General features: G+C 68.0%; 18 protein-coding genes and 1 tRNA gene. 9 read left to right on the top strand and 10 right to left on the bottom strand.

From position 1 onward, the window contains the following. Window positions 1-138: 138 nt before the first annotated feature. From clpX to tig, 3 genes are all read right to left on the bottom strand, one after another. A complete protein-coding gene (clpX, locus tag HWX14_RS01490) occupies window positions 139-1,410 on the bottom strand; it encodes an ATP-dependent Clp protease ATP-binding subunit ClpX (RefSeq protein ID WP_006489345.1) in 1,272 nt (423 codons plus the stop codon). A gap of 164 nt (window positions 1,411-1,574) precedes the next feature. Next, window positions 1,575-2,228 (bottom strand): ATP-dependent Clp endopeptidase proteolytic subunit ClpP, encoded by a 654-nt coding sequence (clpP, locus tag HWX14_RS01485; RefSeq protein WP_006496351.1) that lies wholly within the window; start codon window positions 2,226-2,228, stop codon window positions 1,575-1,577. Window positions 2,229-2,368: 140 nt separating this feature from the next. Then, on the bottom strand, window positions 2,369-3,715 hold the full coding sequence (gene tig / locus HWX14_RS01480) for a trigger factor (RefSeq protein ID WP_175881268.1): 1,347 nt from the start codon (window positions 3,713-3,715) through the stop codon (window positions 2,369-2,371). Window positions 3,716-4,106: 391 nt separating this feature from the next. Here tig and HWX14_RS01475 point away from each other — a divergent pair, with 391 nt between their 5' ends. Continuing rightward, the gene (locus tag HWX14_RS01475; protein ID WP_175881267.1) at window positions 4,107-5,252 is read left to right on the top strand and encodes a glycerate kinase; all 1,146 of its coding nucleotides are present in this window, start codon (window positions 4,107-4,109) and stop codon (window positions 5,250-5,252) included. A 62-nt stretch (window positions 5,253-5,314) separates the two neighbouring features. Next, a complete protein-coding gene (locus HWX14_RS01470; RefSeq protein WP_175881266.1) occupies window positions 5,315-5,764 on the top strand; it encodes a MarR family transcriptional regulator in 450 nt (149 codons plus the stop codon). 203 nt (window positions 5,765-5,967) lie between these two features. On the opposite strand, the gene HWX14_RS01465 is transcribed toward HWX14_RS01470, so the two are convergent. Both HWX14_RS01465 and HWX14_RS01460 read right to left on the bottom strand, forming a co-directional pair. After that, window positions 5,968-6,966 (bottom strand): 2-dehydropantoate 2-reductase, encoded by a 999-nt coding sequence (locus HWX14_RS01465; protein WP_175881265.1) that lies wholly within the window; start codon window positions 6,964-6,966, stop codon window positions 5,968-5,970. A gap of 105 nt (window positions 6,967-7,071) precedes the next feature. Beyond that, entirely contained in the window at window positions 7,072-8,217 is a 1,146-nt protein-coding gene (locus tag HWX14_RS01460; RefSeq protein WP_175881264.1) for a helix-turn-helix transcriptional regulator, read from the bottom strand. A gap of 132 nt (window positions 8,218-8,349) precedes the next feature. Here HWX14_RS01460 and HWX14_RS01455 point away from each other — a divergent pair, with 132 nt between their 5' ends. The 5 genes from HWX14_RS01455 to HWX14_RS01435 all read left to right on the top strand — a co-directional run bounded on the left by HWX14_RS01455 (window position 8,350) and on the right by HWX14_RS01435 (window position 12,257). Beyond that, on the top strand, window positions 8,350-8,523 hold the full coding sequence (locus HWX14_RS01455) for a hypothetical protein (protein WP_244130154.1): 174 nt from the start codon (window positions 8,350-8,352) through the stop codon (window positions 8,521-8,523). Further along, the gene (locus tag HWX14_RS01450) at window positions 8,520-9,566 is read left to right on the top strand and encodes a porin (protein ID WP_175881262.1); all 1,047 of its coding nucleotides are present in this window, start codon (window positions 8,520-8,522) and stop codon (window positions 9,564-9,566) included. Before HWX14_RS01455 ends, HWX14_RS01450 begins: the two co-directional genes overlap by 4 nt. Before the next feature lie 21 nt (window positions 9,567-9,587). Continuing rightward, window positions 9,588-10,790: an MFS transporter gene (locus tag HWX14_RS01445; protein WP_175881261.1), complete on the top strand. Its 1,203-nt coding sequence runs from the start codon at window positions 9,588-9,590 to the stop codon at window positions 10,788-10,790. 14 nt (window positions 10,791-10,804) lie between these two features. Then, window positions 10,805-11,914: a class II histone deacetylase gene (locus HWX14_RS01440; protein WP_175881260.1), complete on the top strand. Its 1,110-nt coding sequence runs from the start codon at window positions 10,805-10,807 to the stop codon at window positions 11,912-11,914. 112 nt (window positions 11,915-12,026) lie between these two features. Further along, window positions 12,027-12,257, top strand: coding sequence for a hypothetical protein (locus HWX14_RS01435; protein WP_006487995.1), 231 nt, complete (start codon window positions 12,027-12,029; stop codon window positions 12,255-12,257). A gap of 104 nt (window positions 12,258-12,361) precedes the next feature. Here the strand turns inward: HWX14_RS01435 and HWX14_RS01430 are convergent, their stop codons facing one another. Both HWX14_RS01430 and HWX14_RS01425 read right to left on the bottom strand, forming a co-directional pair. After that, window positions 12,362-12,658, bottom strand: a complete 297-nt coding sequence (locus HWX14_RS01430) for a hypothetical protein (protein ID WP_175881259.1) — start codon at window positions 12,656-12,658, stop codon at window positions 12,362-12,364. Between the two features lie 186 nt (window positions 12,659-12,844). Further along, a tRNA-Leu gene (locus HWX14_RS01425) sits at window positions 12,845-12,931 on the bottom strand. Window positions 12,932-13,165: 234 nt separating this feature from the next. On the opposite strand from HWX14_RS01425, the gene hpnD reads away from it, so the two are divergent. Continuing rightward, entirely contained in the window at window positions 13,166-13,999 is an 834-nt protein-coding gene (gene hpnD / locus HWX14_RS01420; RefSeq protein WP_175881258.1) for a presqualene diphosphate synthase HpnD, read from the top strand. 10 nt (window positions 14,000-14,009) lie between these two features. On the opposite strand, the gene HWX14_RS01415 is transcribed toward hpnD, so the two are convergent. The 3 genes from HWX14_RS01415 to HWX14_RS01405 form a co-directional block, all read right to left on the bottom strand. Then, on the bottom strand, window positions 14,010-15,230 hold the full coding sequence (locus tag HWX14_RS01415; RefSeq protein ID WP_175881257.1) for a DUF1501 domain-containing protein: 1,221 nt from the start codon (window positions 15,228-15,230) through the stop codon (window positions 14,010-14,012). 67 nt (window positions 15,231-15,297) lie between these two features. Continuing rightward, the gene (locus HWX14_RS01410; RefSeq protein WP_175881256.1) at window positions 15,298-16,794 is read right to left on the bottom strand and encodes a DUF1800 domain-containing protein; all 1,497 of its coding nucleotides are present in this window, start codon (window positions 16,792-16,794) and stop codon (window positions 15,298-15,300) included. A gap of 134 nt (window positions 16,795-16,928) precedes the next feature. Continuing rightward, entirely contained in the window at window positions 16,929-17,207 is a 279-nt protein-coding gene (locus HWX14_RS01405) for a hypothetical protein (RefSeq protein WP_006478566.1), read from the bottom strand. A 267-nt stretch (window positions 17,208-17,474) separates the two neighbouring features. On the opposite strand from HWX14_RS01405, the gene ompR reads away from it, so the two are divergent. Next, entirely contained in the window at window positions 17,475-18,200 is a 726-nt protein-coding gene (ompR, locus tag HWX14_RS01400) for a two-component system response regulator OmpR (protein ID WP_004199523.1), read from the top strand. Window positions 18,201-18,221 lie beyond the last annotated feature (21 nt).

Genomic DNA, 18,221 nt, shown 5'->3' with positions numbered 1-18,221 from the left:
AAGCCTTCAAGTGCGGGAAATATTCGGTAAGAAAGTAACCACCGCGTGTCGAGTCAGAGTTACCCACAAGATAAACGAAAAAAAGCCGCCCACGGACTCATGAACGGCCTTTTTCGCTGAACATCGTCGGCAAGCCGGTCAGTTCGAACCCGCCACCTTCGGCGTGTCCTCGTAGATCAGCAAGGGCTTGCCGTCCCCATCGATCACGTTCTCATCGATGATGACCTTGCTGACCCCTTTCATCGTCGGCAGCTCGTACATCACGTCGAGCAATGCCTGTTCGATGATCGAACGCAAACCGCGCGCGCCGGTCTTGCGGCGGATCGCCTTGCGGGCGACCGCCTGCAGCGCGCCCGGCCGGATTTCCAGCTCGACGCGCTCCATCGCGAACAGCTTGTGATACTGCTTGACGAGCGCATTCTTCGGCTCGACCAGGATCTTCATCAGCGCGGCTTCGTCGAGCTTGCCGAGCGTCGCGACCACCGGCAGACGGCCGATCAATTCGGGGATCAGACCGAATTTGATCAGGTCTTCCGGTTCCGTTTCGCGCAGCACTTCGCCCGCGTCGCGTTCCTGCTTGCTCTTGACCGTCGCGCCGAAGCCGATGCCGGTTTTCTCGGTGCGGTCGGTGATCACCTTTTCGAGACCGTCGAACGCGCCGCCGCAGATGAACAGGATGTTGGTCGTGTCGACCTGGATGAAATCCTGGTTCGGGTGCTTGCGGCCGCCCTGCGGCGGCACCGACGCCATCGTGCCCTCGACGAGCTTCAGCAGCGCCTGCTGGACGCCCTCGCCCGACACGTCGCGCGTGATCGACGGGTTGTCCGACTTGCGGCTGATCTTGTCGATTTCGTCGATGTAGACGATCCCGCGCTGAGCCTTGTCGACCTCGTAGTTGCAGTTCTGCAACAGCTTCTGGATGATGTTCTCGACGTCCTCGCCGACGTAGCCGGCTTCGGTCAACGTCGTCGCGTCGGCGATCACGAACGGCACGTTGAGCAACCGCGCGAGCGTCTGCGCGAGCAGCGTCTTGCCGGAGCCCGTCGGGCCGATCAGCAGGATGTTGCTCTTCGACAGCTCGACGTCGTCCTTCTTGTCGAGATGCTTCAGACGCTTGTAGTGGTTGTACACGGCCACCGCGAGGATTTTCTTCGCGCGTTCCTGGCCGATCACGTACTGATCGAGGATGTCGCGAATTTCCTGCGGGCTCGGCAGATCCGACCGGGACAGGCTGGCCTCGACGCCGGCGGCAGCCGCCTCGTCGCGAATGATTTCGTTGCAGAGGTCGATACATTCATCGCAGATGAACACCGACGGGCCCGCGATGAGTTTTTTCACCTCATGCTGGCTTTTCCCGCAAAACGAGCAATACAACAGCTTCTCGCTGTTCGAACCTTTTTTGTCCGCCATGAATGTAGAGCCTCCGGACAGGTAGATGACATGATACGCCGATTGCTCCGGACGCCGCGCCTAGGGCGCGACCGGAGCCGGCTGGATGCGCTTGCCGCAGATGCTCAGGGCACTCGGGACGTTTCGAGGGCGCCGCCCGAATCGGGGCGGCACCCCGTTTAAGCTCACGGGCGCTTCAACAGCACCTGATCGATCAGCCCGTACGCCTTCGCGTCCTCGCTCGACATGAAGTTATCACGGTCGGTGTCGCGCGCGATGCGCTCGACGTCCTGGCCCGTGTGCTGCGCGAGCAGGTTGTTCAACCGTTCCTTCAGGTAGAGGATCTCGCGTGCCTGGATCTCGATGTCGGATGCCTGGCCGCGCGCGCCGCCGAGCGGCTGGTGAATCATCACGCGCGAATTCGGCAGCGCGAAGCGCTTGCCCTTCGCGCCCGACGCGAGCAGGAACGCGCCCATGCTGGCCGCGAGGCCCATGCACAGGGTCGACACGTCCGGCTTGATGAACTGCATCGTGTCGTAGATCGCCATCCCGGCCGACACCGAGCCGCCCGGGCTGTTGATGTAGAGGCTGATGTCCTTGTCGGGATTCTCGCTCTCGAGGAACAGCAATTGCGCGACCACGAGGTTGGCGGTCTGGTCGTTCACTTCGCCGACCATGAACACCAGGCGCTCCTTCAGGAGACGCGAATAGATATCGTACGAACGCTCGCCGCGGCCGCTCGTTTCGACGACGATCGGCACCAGCCCCAGCGCTTGCGCCTCGAAACCCTGCGGCGCGTTCGAAGCAAGCATGTCCAGCAATTCAGCGCGAGTGATCATTCAATGAACCTTGTTCGAATGGAAAATTGAACGGAAGGAAGCCGCCCGCTCAATCGCCATATTAATGGCAACCGTGCGCTTGACGTAAAAACGGCGTGCGGGCCGTCGCTCCGACAGCCGGCACGCCGCTAGAGCAACACTTACGCTTGCGCCGATGCGCTCGCGAGTGCCTCGAAGCTCACTTCCTTGTCCGTCACCTTTGCCTTGCCCAGCACGAAATCGACGACGTTGCTTTCAACGACGAACGCTTCCATCTCGGCGAGGCGCTGCTGGTTGGAATAATACCAGCGGACCACTTCCTTCGGGTCTTCGTAGCTCTTCGCGAACTCGTCGACTTCCGCGCGGATCTGTTCCGGCTTCGCTTCGAGGCCGTTCGACTTCACCAGCTCGGCCAGCACGAGGCCCAGCTTCACGCGGCGCTCGGCCTGCTCGGCGAACATTTCGGCCGGGATCGGTGCGTCCTTCGCGTTCGGCACGCCGCGCTGCGCCAGATCCTGGCGAGCCATTTCGACGAGGCGTTGCTGATCCTGCTCGATCAGCGCCTTCGGCACGTCGAGTTCGGAGATCTTCAGCAGCGCGTCCATCACCTGGTTCTTGACGATCGACTGCGTGCGACGCTTCGCTTCGCGCTCGAGGTTTTCCTTGATCTCGGCGCGCATCTTCGTGAGGTCGCCGTCTTCGATGCCGAGCGACTTCGCGAATTCCGCGTCGATTTCCGGCAGGTGCGGCCACTCGATCTTCTTCATCGTGACCGTGAACTGCGCCGTTTTGCCGGCGACGTCCTTGCCGTGGTAGTCATCCGGGAACTTGAGGTCGAACGTACGCTGTTCGCCGACCTTCAGGCCGAGCGCCGCCGTTTCGAATTCCGGCAGCATGCGGCCTTCGCCGAGCACGAACGGGAAATCTTCGGCCGTGCCGCCCTGGAACGCGACGTCGTCGATCTTGCCGACGAAGTCGACCGTCACGCGGTCGCCGTTCTTCGCTGCGGTGTCGCCGCCGCCGTCGCCGTGCTCGCCGGCTTCGCCGCGTGCGTGGTAGTGCACGCGCTGCTTGCGCAGGATGTCCAGCGTGCGGTCGATTTCGGCGTCGCCGATCGACGTGGTCGAGCGCTCGACTTCAGCCGTCGCCAGATCGCCGATCTTCACTTCCGGGTAGACCTCGAACGTCGCGTCGAACGCGTATGCGTCCTCAGCCTGTTCCTGCTTCGGCTCGAAGCTCGGCTGGCCGGCGACGCGCAGGTTTTCCGCGCGGCTGACCGTGAAGAATTCCTGACCGATCTTGTCGCTCAGCACTTCGGCTTCGACCTGACCCGCGTATTGCTGGGCGACCATCTTCAGCGGCACCTTGCCCGGGCGGAAACCCGGCATGCGCACGGTCTTCGCGAGTTTCTGGATGCGGGCGTCGATTTCCTTCTGCACGGTGTCTTTCGGCAAAGAAATCGTCACGCGGCGTTCAAGCTTGCCGAGGTTCTCAACAACGTTAGCCATGGCTTCAATCGTCCTAAAATTATTCGAGCGAATCGGGTTTTCCTTGCCGTGCCTGCCTGCAGCATGCGGTGCGTCGCACTCGCACGCCGCGCCGGAGCGCCACGCCATCCCTGCACGCGCCGAGTGGCTAGCGCAAGCGGCTCGGAGCACGGCTTTGGCCGGAAGAATCGACTATTCTAGCAAACAATTTTCCTCGTACCGCCAGATCGGCGCGACACGCGTGTGTCCCCGCGCTGTCGACGGCCCGTTGCACGGCGATGCACGCGGATCGTCGCTATGCCGAACGGCGTATCCACCGCGCGCGCGCCATCCTGTAAGCTCCGATAGCGTGTGAGCCACCGTCGTGGCCCGCCCTTCATTCTTCACACCAATCACGCCTTCCGGAGACACCATGCCGCACCACCCGTCCGCGCCTGTCGTCGTCATCGCGCCCGATTCGTTCAAAGGCTCGCTTTCCGCCGAGCAGGTCGCGGACGCGATCGCCGCCGGCATTTTGCGCGCCCGGCCCGACGCGGTCGTGCGCCGCTGCCCGATGGCCGACGGCGGCGAAGGCACGCTCGATGCGATGCTGGCGGGCGGCGGCGCGCGGCGCGTGCTGCGGGTGGCCGGCGCGTCGCTGGCGGCGCGCGATGCGGCGGTCGGCGTGATCGACGCGCGCACCGCGATCGTCGAGACGGCCGAGATCGTCGGGATTACCGACCCGGTCGGCATGAGCGTGCCGGTCGACGCGCGCAGCACGCGCGGGATGGGCGAGGCGATCCGCGCGCTGCTCGACGACGGCGTACGCCGCTTCTTCGTCGCGCTCGGCGGCAGCAGCACCAACGACGCGGGCGCCGGGCTGCTTGCGGGCCTCGGCCTGCAGTGCTTCGACGCGGGCGGCCAGCCGGTCGAGCCGGTGCCGTCGCGGCTCGCCGACATCGCGCGCATCGATGCGTCGGGGCTCGATCCGCGCCTGAAGGAAACGGAATTCGTCGGCATGTCCGACGTCGACAACCCGCTGACGGGCGCGCATGGCGCGACCGCCGTGTTCGGTCCGCAAAAGGGCGTGACGGCCGCACAGGTCACGACCCTCGACGCGGCCCTCGCCCGCTTCGCCGACCTGCTCGAAGCCGCGCTCGACCGCCGCGGCCGCGATCTGCCGGGCGCGGGCGCCGCGGGCGGCCTCGGTTTCGCGCTGCACATGCTCGGCGCGCAGTTCGAGGCCGGCGCCGAAGTGGTCGCGCGCCAGGTCGGGCTCGACGCCGCACTCGCCGGCGCCGACTGGCTGATCACCGGCGAAGGCCGCTCGGACGTGCAGACGCTGCACGGCAAGGCGCCGTTCATCGCGTGCCGGCACGCGCAGGCCGCCGGCGTACCCGCGTCGCTGCTGTCGGGCGCGGTCGATCCGGCCGCGCTGCCGCGCCTGTCCGAGCATTTCTCCGGCTGCTTTTCGCCGGCTCCCGGGCCGATCACGCTCGACGTCGCGATCCGCGACGCGGCCAACCTGCTCGCGAACGAAGCGGAACAGTTGACACGCCTGAAGTACGGTGCACACTGACCGTTGACCCGAGCGCGCGATACAGGAACAATCGGGCCCGCCCTTTTTCTTCAGGATTCGACATGAAAGGCCGTCAAGCCGGGCTCGACCAGTTTCTGACCTATCGCCTCCATGCGCTGACGAAGCGCTCCGACCGCGGGATCGGCGAGGTGTACCGGCACAAGCTCGACATCTCGCTGCCCGAGGCGCGCGTGATCGCCGCCGTCGGCGCATTCGGCCCGTTCTCGATCATGGATCTCGCGCGCCACACCAATCTCGACAAGAGCCAGGCAAGTCGCGCGGCCGAAGCGCTGCTGCGCCAGGGGCTGCTCGAGCGCAGCGCGAGCGACGAAGACGGCCGGATCGTGCTGATCGCGCTGACCCCCGACGGCCGCGCGCTGCATCGCAAGATCATGCCGATCGTGCGCAAGTGGAACGACGGCTTGCTCGCATGCCTGTCCGACAGCGAACGTCAGACGTTCGAGCGGCTGCTCGACAAGGTCGTCGCGCACGCGACCGAGCGCGACGAGTAAGCCGCGCGTCGAGCCCCTCGGCAGTGCTGGATCGCCGAGCGGTGCGGGCAGGATTTGATCCGACGAATCAGACAGGCCGCCCGGGTCGCGTCACGCGCGATTCCGGGCGGCCCGTTTTGCATCATGCGGCGGCGTCGCGCGAAGCACACGTGGGCGCATTGCGGACGTTGCCGACGGCCGCGAATTCAGCCGCCTCGTGAGCCCTACAACCCGCTGTTCGCCGCGCGCTGACGCAACAACCCGAGCACCGCGTCGCAGTACGGCGTCGGCACGCCCAGCTTGCGGCCGAGTTCGGGAAACACGCCGAGGATCGGCCCGATCTCGAGCGGGCGCCCCGCTTCGAAATCCTGCAGCATCGACGTCTTGAACGCGCCGAGCTTGCGCGTGACCGCGATCCGCTCGGGGCCGCTCATCCCGGTGGACAGGCCGAGCCTCGCGCCGATCGCCGCCGCCTCCTCCATCATCCGCAACGCGAGATCCTGCGTGAACGGATCGTCCAGCAATTGCTCGGCCGTCGAACCGGTCAACGCGCTCAGCGGGTTCATGTTCATGTTGCCCCACAGCTTCGTCCAGATCTCGGCCCGGATCGCGCGCGTCGACTCGACGTCGAAACCGCCCGCCGCGAGCGCCGCGGCGAACCGCGCGGTAGCCATGTCGAGCCGCGGATCGGGCGTGCCGACGATCAGCCGGTTGCCGCGCCCGCGACGCACGACGCCCGGCGCATCGGTACTCGACGACAGGTGCACGACGCAGCCGATCGCCTGCGCGGGCGGCAATGCGGCCGACACCGCGCCGGCCGGATCGACCGCATCGAGCGGCACGCCGTCGATCGCGCCTTCGAGCCCGTGCGTGAACCACCACGGCAGCCCGTTCATCGCCGCGACGATCACCGTATCCGGCCCGACCAGCGACGCGATGCGCGCGGCCAGCGCCGGCAGCGCCTGTGCCTTCAGCGCGATCACCACGTAGTCCTGCACGCCGAGCGCGGCCGCATCGTCGCTGGCGCGCACCGGCACCGACGAGGTCGCGCCCGCCTCGTCGATCACGCGTACGCCGTGCGCATTCAGCGCATCGAGCGTCGCGCCGCGCGCGTATGCGCTCACGCTCATGCCGGCTCTCGACAACGCGGCCGCGAGCAATCCGCCGATCGCGCCGAGCCCGACCACCGCCGCGCGCACCGACCCTGAATTCGTGTCGTTCATGATGGAGTTCCGTCTCCTGGGAGCTGACGAGCATAACGCTCAATGGTTGCGGGCACAACCATTCTGGCAGCGTACTGCACCCCGCGCGGCACAGGCTCGTGCGCGTCAGCGCGGCATGCCGCCGGCTTCCACCGCCTCGTCATCGGTCGCGCCGCCCGTCGCGCCGAGCACGCCGGCGATCTGGCTCTTGTCGTGCATGCCGAGCTTGCGGTACGCGCAGCGCAGGTAGTGACGCACGGTCGTCGGCGAAATCGCCATCTGCTGCGCGACTTCCTTGTGCGAACGCCCGGCGCCGTAATAGCGGATCGCCGCGAGTTCGCGCGGGCTCAGCCGGTCGAGCAGCGAGCGCGGCCGCGCCTCGATCTGGAACAGCCCCGCGACCGGCACGCACTGGATGCGCAGCGCGTCGCCGACGAACGGCTGCCCCGACTGGCGCCGCAGGTGCGCGACGAGCGGCTCCGGCACCCGCGCGCCGGCCCAGGCCGGCCATTCGGAGCGCAGCACGTCGTCGAAACCGTGATCGGCATGGTGCAGCACGCCGAAGTTGTCGCACAGCGCACGCGCCGCCGGCGCGACCGTGTCGGCGCGCTCGCGCGTGAGCTGCGCGGCGCGATTGATCGTCAGCGCGGCCGCCAGATGCGGAATCACTTCCTCGAAGCGCCGCGCGTCGTCGTCGCTGAACGGCCGGTTCAGGCCCTGGCGGTAGATCGACATGAACGTCGTCAGGCCAAAGCGGCGATCGAGCGTACACACGCACATCAGTTGCGCGAGCCCGTACTTCACGCACCAGTCGCGAAACCGCGCATCGAGCCCCGGCTCGACGACCGTCAGCCGCACCGCGCGACCGTGCGCGCCGTGCAACGTGCGGTGCGCGAGCGGATCGCAATCGCGCACGCGCTTCCAGTCGGTGAAGAACGCGTGCGGCAACCGGTACAAAAAACTGTTGTGCATGACGGGGCCGGTCGGCAAATGGGTCGCGACGCCCGTCCACGCGGCATCGAACGGAATCAGCGCCTGCAGCAGCGAAAAGAACCGGCATTCGAATTCGCCGATGCCGGATTGGGCGGCCACCGCGTACAGGTCGAGCAGCATCAGCCCGAGCTCGCGCTGCGGCGCGTCGCCGCGCGTGACGCCGTCGAAATCGGCTCGGCGGGACGGCCGCGGCGGCCACGCGAATTCGTCGAGCACGATGGCGGCCGGCACGTCCCGCAGCGCGTCGAGATCCTGCCCGATATCCGTCGTGATCCTCACCTTCCGCTCCCCTGCCCAGTCGGGCTGCTGATGTGCGCAACGACACCGGCCGATTATAGCCAGCGGCTTTTTTGGCGGGCCACGGCGCCGGAACGCGCGCCAGCCCCATCCATTTGAACGGTGCGCCGCACGTTGCTGCTGCGCAGCACGGCGCGCGGCGGCATCGCGCGGCGTTCATGCCGCGCACCGCGGGTTTTCCGCACCGTTCATCTGGACGACTGTTCGACGGTTTTCCCGCTGCGGACACTGCGTCGCGACAACACCAACGACGAATCGATGCAGGACGGTATGGAGAACCCCTCGTGACGACACCCCGCTTCATCCGCACGGCCGCGGCCGCCGCGACGCTGGCCGCATGCAGCGCCGCCGCGCACGCGCAGTCGGCCCTCACGCTGTACGGCGCGCTCGACGCCGGCGTGCAATACCTGACGCACGCCGACGGGCGCCGCTCGGCCGTGCAGTTGCAGAACTACGGCATCCTGCCTTCGCAGTTCGGGATCAAGGGCCACGAGGATCTCGGCGGCGGCTGGCGTGCGCTGTTCAAGCTCGAACAGGGCTTCAACGTCAACGACGGCACTTCGACCGTGCCCGGCTACGCGTTCTTTCGCGGCGCGTACGCGGGCATCGCGGGGCCGGTCGGCACCGTCACGCTCGGCCGCCAGTTCAGCGTGCTGTTCGACAAGACGCTGTTCTACGACCCGCTCTGGTATGCGTCGTACAGCGGCCAGGGCGTGCTCGTGCCGATGAGCGCGAACTTCATCGACCACTCGGTCAAATACCAGTCGCCGACGTTCGCCGGCTTCGACGTCGAGGCGCTCGCCGCCACATCCGGCGTCGCCGGCAATACGCGCGCCGGCCGCGTGCTCGAGCTCGGCGGCCAGTACGCGAGCAACGGCCTGTCGGTCAGCGCGGTGCTGCACCAGGCGCACGGCGACGTATCGGCGGCGGCCGACGCGTCCGCGCGGCGTCGCGAACTCGGCACGCTCGCCGCCCGCTATGCGTTCGCGACGCTACCGCTCACCGTCTATGCGGGCGTCGAACGCCTGACCGGCGACCTCGACGCGGCGCGCACGATCGTCTGGGGCGGTGCGCGCTACCTGACGTCGAACGGAATCGGCCTGAACGCGGGCGTCTACCACACCGATTCGCGCACACCGGCGCTCGGCCATCCGACGCTGTTCATCGCGAGCACCACGTACGCGCTGTCCAAACGCACCGTCGCGTACGTGAACCTCGGCTATGCGCGCAACAGCGGCCAGAGTTCGCAGACCGTCTACGAATACGACCCGACGCCGCTCGCCGGCGCGTCGCAGTTCGGCGCGATGGTCGGCATGTACCACCTGTTCTGATTCCCCCAACGAGACCCCGCCATGAAGACCCTGTCCCCGGATGCCGCCCTGTCGCCCGACGGCCGCACGTCGACGTTCGCGCGCTCGACGCTCGTCGCACTCGTCGTGTTCGCGGCCATCACGCCGCTGCTGCTGCTCGTGGCGCCTGCCGTCGCCGGCCAGCTCGCGACGCAGCTCGGCTTGTCCGCATCGCAGATCGGCACCTACTTCTTCGTCGAACTCGGCGCGTTCAGCCTCGCGACCGTGCCGTCGTACCTGTGGCTCGGCCGCATCGACGCGCGCCGCGTCGCCGCGCTCGCCATCGCGCTGTTCGGTGCGGGCAACCTGCTGACCGCGCTGTGGATGCCGGGCTTTGCCGCGCTGCTCGCACTGCGCGCCGTCACCGCGCTCGGCGGCGGCTCGTTGATGGTGCTCTGCATGACGAGCGCGGCGACGAGCCAAAACAGCGACCGCGTGTACGGCCTGTGGGTCGTCGGCCAATTGATCGCGGGCGCGATCGGCCTGTTCGTGCTGCCGCACGTGTTCGCCGCGTTCGGGCTGCGCGCGCTGTACGTCTCGCTCGCCGCGCTCGCGCTGCTCGCGGCGCCGCTGTCGCGCGGCTTTCCGTCGTCGCTCGGCACGCGGACGGCATCCGCGCACACCGCGCGCGGCGACGCGCCGCCAACGCCGCGACGCTTCGTCGTGCTCGGCATCGGCGCGGTGCTGACGTTCTATCTCGCGATCGGCAGCGTGTGGACGTTCGCGAGCCGCGCGGCGGCCGAGGCCGGACTCGATCCTCAGTCGACCGGCAACGTGCTCGCGATCGCGAGCGTGATGGGCATCGCCGGCGCGGCGCTCGCGGCGTGCGCGGGCGGCCGGCTCGCGCGGTGCGCGATGCTGGCGATCGGCTACGCGCTGCTCGCGGCGTCGCTCGTCGCGCTCGCCGCGATGCATGACACCGTCGGCTACGGCGCGGCGATCTTCGCGTTCAAGTTCGCGTGGACCTTCGTGCTGCCGTTCATCCTCGCGACGGTCGCGCAGATCGACACGTCGGGCCGCCTCGTCGCGACGCTCAATTTCGTGATCGGCGCGGGGCTCGCCGCCGGTCCGCTGCTGGCCGGCCTGATGCTCGATGCTGGCGGCACGATGCGCGCGCTGTTCATCGCCGCGACGGCCGTCGCGATCGTGTCGTTCGCCGCGCTGCGCCACATCGATCGCCGTTCTTCCTTTTCCTCCCAACCGTGACAGGTCACGCATCCATGAATCGCACTGCCTTCTTCACCGATGAACGCACTTTCTGGCATACCGGCGGCACGCACGCGCTGTTCTTGCCCGTAGGCGGCTGGGTCCAGCCGCCGTCGAGCGCGGGCTACGCGGAATCGCCCGATTCGAAGCGCCGCTTCCTGTCGCTCGTGCAGGCGTCGGGCCTGGCCGCGCAGCTCGACCTGCGGAGCGCCGAGCCCGCGGCGACCGCCGACCTGCTGCGCATTCATCCGGCGCACTATCTCGACGCGTTTCGCGCGCTGAGCGACGCGAACGGCGGCGACCTCGGCGATCTCGCGCCGTTCGGCAAGGGCAGCTATGAGATCGCCGCGCTGTCGGCCGGCCTCGCGATCGCGGCGGTCGATGCGGTGGTCGGCGAGCGCGCGGCGAATGCATTCTCGCTGTCGCGACCGCCCGGCCATCACTGCCTGCGCGACCGCCCGATGGGCTTCTGCCTGCTCGCGAACATCCCGATCGCGATCGAGGCCGCGCGCGCGAAATACGGCATCGAGCGCGTCGCGGTGATCGACTGGGACGTGCATCACGGCAACGGCACGCAGTCGATCTACTACGACGATCCCGATACGCTGACGATCTCGCTGCACCAGGACCGCTGCTTCCCGCCCGGCTACAGCGGCGCGGACGATCGCGGCGAAGGCGCGGGCGTCGGCGCGAACCTGAACGTGCCGCTGCTCGCGGGCAGCGGCGACGATGCATACCGGTATGCGTTCGAGCGGATCGTGCTGCCGGCGCTCGCGCGTTTCCGCCCCGAGCTGATCGTCGTCGCGAGCGGCCTCGACGCGAGCGCGGTCGATCCGCTCGCGCGCATGCAGCTGCATACCGACAGCTACCGGTTCATGACCCGCGCGGTGAAGGAAGCCGCGCAGCGCCATTGCGGCGGGCGGCTGGTGATCGTTCACGAAGGCGGCTATTCGGAGGCGTACGTGCCGTTCTGCGGGCTCGCGATCGTCGAGGAACTGGCCGGCCTGCGCACCGAGGTCGTCGATCCGATGCTCGACCTGGCGATCGCGCAGCAGCCGGGCGAGCGGTTCGTCGCGTTCCAGCGCGCGCTGCTCGACGAACTGGCCGCGTCGTTCGGGTTGTAACGCGCGGGAACGGACGTGACGGGGCCGGCCCGCGCCGGCCCTTGCGCGATCCGTGCGGATGGGGTTTCCTGTGCCTTTACCCCCTGTTCCGGCACGAGGCCGCACTCTTCCGATGAAATCGTCCCCGCGCGACAACAACGACAACGCCAAAACGCGCCGCCAGCCGTCGAAGCTGGCCCTGAACATCGCCGCCGTGACGGTCGGCCTCATCACGTTCGCGATCGGCGCGGCGTGGGTGATCTATAGCTGGGTCGTCGATCGCGAAGCGCAGTATTTCGCGATTCCGCTGGTGTTCTCGGTGCCGGTGATCGTGGCCGTCGCGATCCGCAGCTTCTGGGAATAGGCGCGCCGGAAACGACGAAGCGCCGCGGTCGGGCGACACGCGGCGCTTCGTATCGTGCTTGTTTCAACCGAAGCGGCGCGCTCCGCGATCCGCTTGCAAGCGAGTCACAGGCCGGGCCGCGGGCACGGATTGGGGGCTGCGCCCTGATATCCGCCGGCGACGGCACCCAGCGCGGCGCCGGCCAGCGACGTGCCGAGCGCTTTTAGCACGCCCTCGGTCGACAGCGGCTGGCCGCTGCCCGACATCACGCGCCCCGAGTACGCGGCGCACGCGGACGACGATGCCGCCGTCTTCACGGGCTGGGCGCTCCAGGCGATGTTGTCGGCAGGCGTGTTGGCAATGGCCGGCGCGGCCAGCATCAGCGCCAGAACGGAAATCGGGATACGTAAGGTGTGTTTCATCGGGCGGCCCCTCGGTGTCGTCGTGCTTCTTGTATGTGAAAACCGAGCACGATATTACACGCGGCCAGTTTTCCGGGCGAGACCGGGATGCCTGGCGATGAAACCGACGTCAACAAAAAAGCGCTGCGGTCAGCCGACCGGCAGCGCTTTTTCGCGAACGGCCCCTGGCGGGACACGTTCGACTTCTGGTGCGTGAGGCCGGACTCGAACCGGCACACCCTTGCGGGCGTCAGGACCTAAACCTGGTGCGTCTACCAATTTCGCCACTCACGCGCATTCCGTCGCCTGACCGCGCGGGACGCAAGATGCGTGCGCCGCGCCCCCGGGACTTCACGCCGGCCCGAAAACCGGCACGCCCGATCAGGCGAGCGCGAGATTCTACCCGATCCGTGCGGCGTTGTCTCGCCCCGCCGGCGCCTGTCGTGCCGCGGTGCTAGAATGCCGCGCTCGACGTTTCGGCAGCGCGCCGCCGCGCGTCCCCCGAACCCGCCCCACCCGATTTCGCCCGTGAACTTCGACGACTACTGTCAGCAAAAGGCCGCCCCCGCCGGCTCCAGCGTCTACTACGCGCTGCGCCAGGCGCCGCTCGCCACGCAGCCGCGCCTGACCGCGCTGTTCGCGCTGCGCCGCGAACTCGAGGAAACCGTCAAGGAAACCAGCGATCCGACCGTCGGACACACGAAGCTCGCGTGGTGGCACAAGGAACTCGCGGCGCTCGCCGACGGGCAGCCGTCGCACCCCGTCACGAACGCGCTCGCGCAGCATCACCCGGCGATCGCCGCCGAGGCCGATGCGCTGCGCACGCTCGTCAACGGTTACGGGATGGACCTCGAACAGGCGCGCTACCTCGATTTCGCGAACCTGCAGCGCTATATCGCGCAGGTCGGCGGCACCTTCGCGTCGCTGGTCGCGCGCGCCAGCTCGGCGAACCCGGCCGACCCGCAGCCGTGGGCCGCGGACGTCGGCCGCGCGCTGATGCTCGCGCAATTCGTGCAGGAGCTCGGCAACGACGCACGCCACGGCCGCATCTATCTGCCGATCGACGAACTGCAGCGCTACAACGTGACCGCGGCCGATCTGCTGAACCGCCGCTACAGCCCCGCCTTCACCGAATTGCTGCAATTCCAGACGGCCCGCGCGCGCGAGGCGCTCGCAGCCGCCGATGCGGCGATTCCCGCCGCCGAACGCCGCGCGCAGCGCACGCTGCGTGCGCAGATCGCGCTGGCCGGCGCGCTGCTCGAGGAGATCGCGCGCGACGGCTACCAGGTGCTGCACCAGCGCATCGCACTCACGCCGATCCGCAAGCTGTGGATCGCGTGGCGCGCCGCGCGCCGCCGCTGAGCCGCGCGCATCACGCCTTCAGCAGCGGCAGCGTGTCGAAACGCTGCTGCAGCACGTGCGTCGCATCGAGCCCCCACCACGACCCGAGCACGGTCGCATAAAGCTGGCGGAAATCGACCGCGACCGGCAGGTTGCCGTTGCCGTCGAGCCGCCCGAGCGCCGGCGGCGCACCGTACAGCCCGCCCGCCACGCGGCCGCCCATCACGAAATGCGGCGCGGCCGTGCCGTGATCGGTGCCGTTGCTCTGGTTCTCGCGCACGCGCCGCCCGAATTCCGCATACGTCATCACGAGCGTCTCGTTCCAGCGCCCGAGTTCGATCAACGCCGCGCGCATCGCGCTCATCCCGTCCGCGAACTGCTTGAGCAGCGCGGCCTGCTGCCCCGGCTGGTTCTGGTGCGTGTCGAAGCCGTTGAGCGTCAGGCGCAGCACCGCGACACCATCCTGCGCGCCGGGCCCGGACGCTTCGCACGCGGCCAGCACCTGCATCGCGGTCTTGACCGACGTGCCGAACGCGCCGGCCGGAAAAGCCGTCCTGAATTCGCGCATCCCGCCGCGCGGGCGCAGCCGGTCGGCCGCCTTCACGATGTCGTTCTCGACGTCGATGATGTGCGCGAGCGCCGGGTTCTGCTCGCGCAGCGACGACGGCTCGGCGAGCCGGGCCGCACGGATGAACTGCGCGGGATTGACGAGCGCGATCGCGCGCGCGCCGTTCGACAGCGGCCCCATCTCGGCGCTGCCGAGCACGACGCCGTCCGCGGCGAAACCGGGCGGCACGGGCGCCTGCGCGAACGTGCGCGTGAGCCAGCCTTCGTGCAGGTACTGATCGGAGCGCGACGCGGTGTCCCAGATCTCGATCGAGCGGAAATGAGACAGGTTCGGCTGCGGATAGCCGACCCCCTGCACGATCGCGACCTGGCAGTCGCGCCACAGCGGCATCAGCGGCGCGAGCGACGGGTGCAGCCCCGTCTGCGCGTCGAGCTGCAGCACCTGGTCGCGCTTGATGCCGATGCCGCGCCGGAACTGGTAATACAGCGGATCCGCATACGGCACCACCGTGTTGAGGCCGTCGTTGCCGCCCTTCAGCTCGACGAGGATCAGCACGTTCGCATACCCGGTCGCGGGCTTGCGCCCCGCCTGCGTCGCGGCGGCCGCCATCGCGGGCGCCTGCCACATCGACACGCCGGCGGCGGCCGCAGCGCCTGTGAGCGTCAGAAAATCACGTCGGTTCATCGCACATCCTTTGGTTCGCCGCCGCGCACCTTTACCGCGGCGGCTGCCCGCTTCGTCGTCGTTTGCATCATTTCAGTTGATAGGCCGGATCCATCAGCAGCGCCTCGAGATACGCGCTGCCGGTCGAATCCGTGTCGATCGCCGCGACCGGCGAAAGCTGCAGCACCGCGTGCTGCAACTGCAGCTCGGTCGACAATCCCGCGATCGTCTGCGGCCGCGCACGATACTGGGCGAGCCAGCGTTCGAGATCGAAACGCAGGCCGCCGCGCGCCGGCTTCGCCGGCAGGCCGCGCACGGCGGCGGCGGACGCCGCGTCGACCACCGGCATCGCACGCGCGTTCGGCGGCGGCGCGATCGCACGGGCAGGCGGCCGCATGCCGGCCGTCTCGGTCGCGCGGAACAACTGCTCGACGAACTGCTTGCGCGACAGCAGCGTGGTGCTGTTGATCCACAGCGCGCCGCCCGGCCAGCCCTTCACGTTCGGCGGGTAGAACAGGTTCTGCCCGAGCGTGCGCACGGTGTTCGCGAGCATCTGCGGATCGCCGTACGCCACGTCGAACAGCCGCACCGACCCGACGACGAATTCGGCCGGCGACTTGACCAGCACGCCGCGGTTGCGCGGATCCCAGAACGCGTCGGTCGACCACAGCGCGGCGAGCGCCGCGCGAATGTCGTAGCCGCTCGCGCGAAATCGTTCGGCCACCGCGTCGAGCGCGACCGGCTCCGGCGTATCGGACACGAACTCGCGCCACAGCTTGCCGGCGATGAAGCGCGCGGTGCCCGGCCGCTTCAGCAGGATGTCGAGAAAGCCGTCGCCGTCGAACGGCCCGGTTTCGCCGAGGATCGCCTTGTCGCCGGCATCGTGCCACTCGGGTCGCACCACGAAGCGCAGCGTATCGGGGTCGACGGTCCAGCCCGTCATCGCGCGCGCGGCTTCGGTCACGTCGTATTGCGTGTAGTGCCCTTCGCCGAGCGTGAACAGCTCCATCACCTCGCGCGCGAAATTCTCGTTCGGCCGCCCCTTGCGATTGCTCGCGCCGTCGAGATACTGCAGCATCGCCGGGTCCTTCGCGACCGCGTGCAGCAGCGTGCCGAAGTTGCCGAGCGCCTCGCGGCGAAACAGCGCGTTCTGCGCGGCCATCGTCTGCGGGTAAGGCACCTTGTCCTGCCCCGACGTGAAATGCCCGTGCCAGAACAGCGTCATGCGCTCGCTGAGCGGCGACGGCGTCGCGACCATCTCGTTGACCCACGCCGCACGCAACGCGTCGTAGCGAAGATTGCGCTCGCGCTGCTCGTCGCGCCGCATGTCGGGCGTCAGCGCCTGGCGCTGCGCGCGCGTCGGCGGCGGCTCGGCGAGCCAGTCGGGCCACGTCGTGACGGGTTCGTGTCGCGCGCTGCCGAGCGTGTCGGCCACGACCTGCGCGCGCGTCATGCCGACGATGCGCGCGACCTCGGCGGGCGCGGGAGAAAAACCGGTGCGACTGAGGAAAAACAGCGCGTCGTCGGCATCGAGCGGCGACTGCATGGCAGGCGGCGGCGCCGGTGCGGCAGCGTTCGCTTTCATCGTCATGGACTCCCGGAACGCACCGGCGGTGCGGATGCCCGTACAACGGCATTCGGCAGCCGAAAGTTGACGGAAAAAGTGCTACGAATTCTTTCCGCGCGGAGGTTTCCGCGCAAAGCGAACGACGGCACGCATCAGCGCTTGTACAGCTCGCGAACGGCGTCTTCGATGTGCTGGCGCAACAGGTGCCGCTCTTCGGGCGTCATGTGCCCGTCGCGGCGGCGCTGTTCGAGATCGGGGGGCACGGCGGAACGGACCGTCATATCGGCGGCGCGATCGGGTTGCGGCGCTTTGCCGCGCGGCAGCTTGCGCGACGATGCGCCCTGCTCGGGGCGCTGCGCATACGCGAAGTTCGACGCATACGGACCGGCAAGCGCGATCGTCAGCATCAGTGCAATCCGGGCAGATCGCATGACCGTCCTCGCTTCTTTGGTCGATTTGTTCCCTTCGTCACGCGGCAACCGGCTACCTCTGGTACTTGAAAAACCCTGCGGAATTCGGGTGTGCAAAGATGAAAGATGGAGTGCAGGGGAGTATCTAACGAATTTCGGCTTCGAGTAAAGGAATCTCTATAGCCTGCCTTTACTCCGCGCGACACTACGGGTAAATTTTGTAACCGACTGTAACGCACGAAAATCCCCGGCCGTGCGTCAATTCCCATTCGCGATAAGATGCCGATCATGGAAACGAAAAACCCCTCCAAGATTCTCGTCGTCGACGACGACCCTCGCCTGCGCGATCTGCTGCGCCGCTATCTCGGCGAACAGGGTTTCAACGTCTACGTCGCGGAAAACGCGACCGCGATGAACAAGCTCTGGGTCCGCGAGCGTTTCGACCTGCTCGTGCTCGACCTGATGCTGCCCGGCGAAGACGGCCTGTCGATCTGCCGCCGGCTGCGCGGCAGCAACGACCGCACGCCGATCATCATGCTCACCGCGAAGGGCGAGGACGTGGATCGCATCGTCGGCCTCGAGATGGGCGCCGACGATTACCTGCCGAAGCCGTTCAACCCGCGCGAACTGGTCGCGCGCATTCACGCGGTGCTGCGCCGCCAGGCGCCGGCCGAACTGCCGGGCGCGCCGTCGGAAACCACCGAGGTGTTCGAGTTCGGCGAGTTCTCGCTGAACCTCGCCACGCGCACGCTGACGAAGTCCGGCCAGGAAATTCCGCTGACCACCGGCGAATTCTCGGTGCTGAAGGTGTTCGCGCGCCATCCGCGCCAGCCGCTGTCGCGTGAAAAGCTGATGGAGCTCGCGCGCGGCCGCGAATACGAAGTGTTCGACCGCAGCCTCGACGTGCAGATCTCGCGCCTGCGCAAGCTGATCGAACCGGATCCGGGCAGCCCGCGCTTCATCCAGACCGTCTGGGGCCTCGGCTACGTGTTCATCCCGGACGGCGCCGCCTGAGCTTTTTCCTTCCCGGCTTCG

Origin of the sequence: Burkholderia sp. BCC0044 (genome assembly GCF_902832955.1) — a bacterium.
Classification (GTDB): Bacteria; Pseudomonadota; Gammaproteobacteria; order Burkholderiales; family Burkholderiaceae; genus Burkholderia.
The sequence above is the reverse complement of the archived record's forward strand: the minus strand, read 5'-3'. Positions and strand labels throughout refer to the sequence as shown.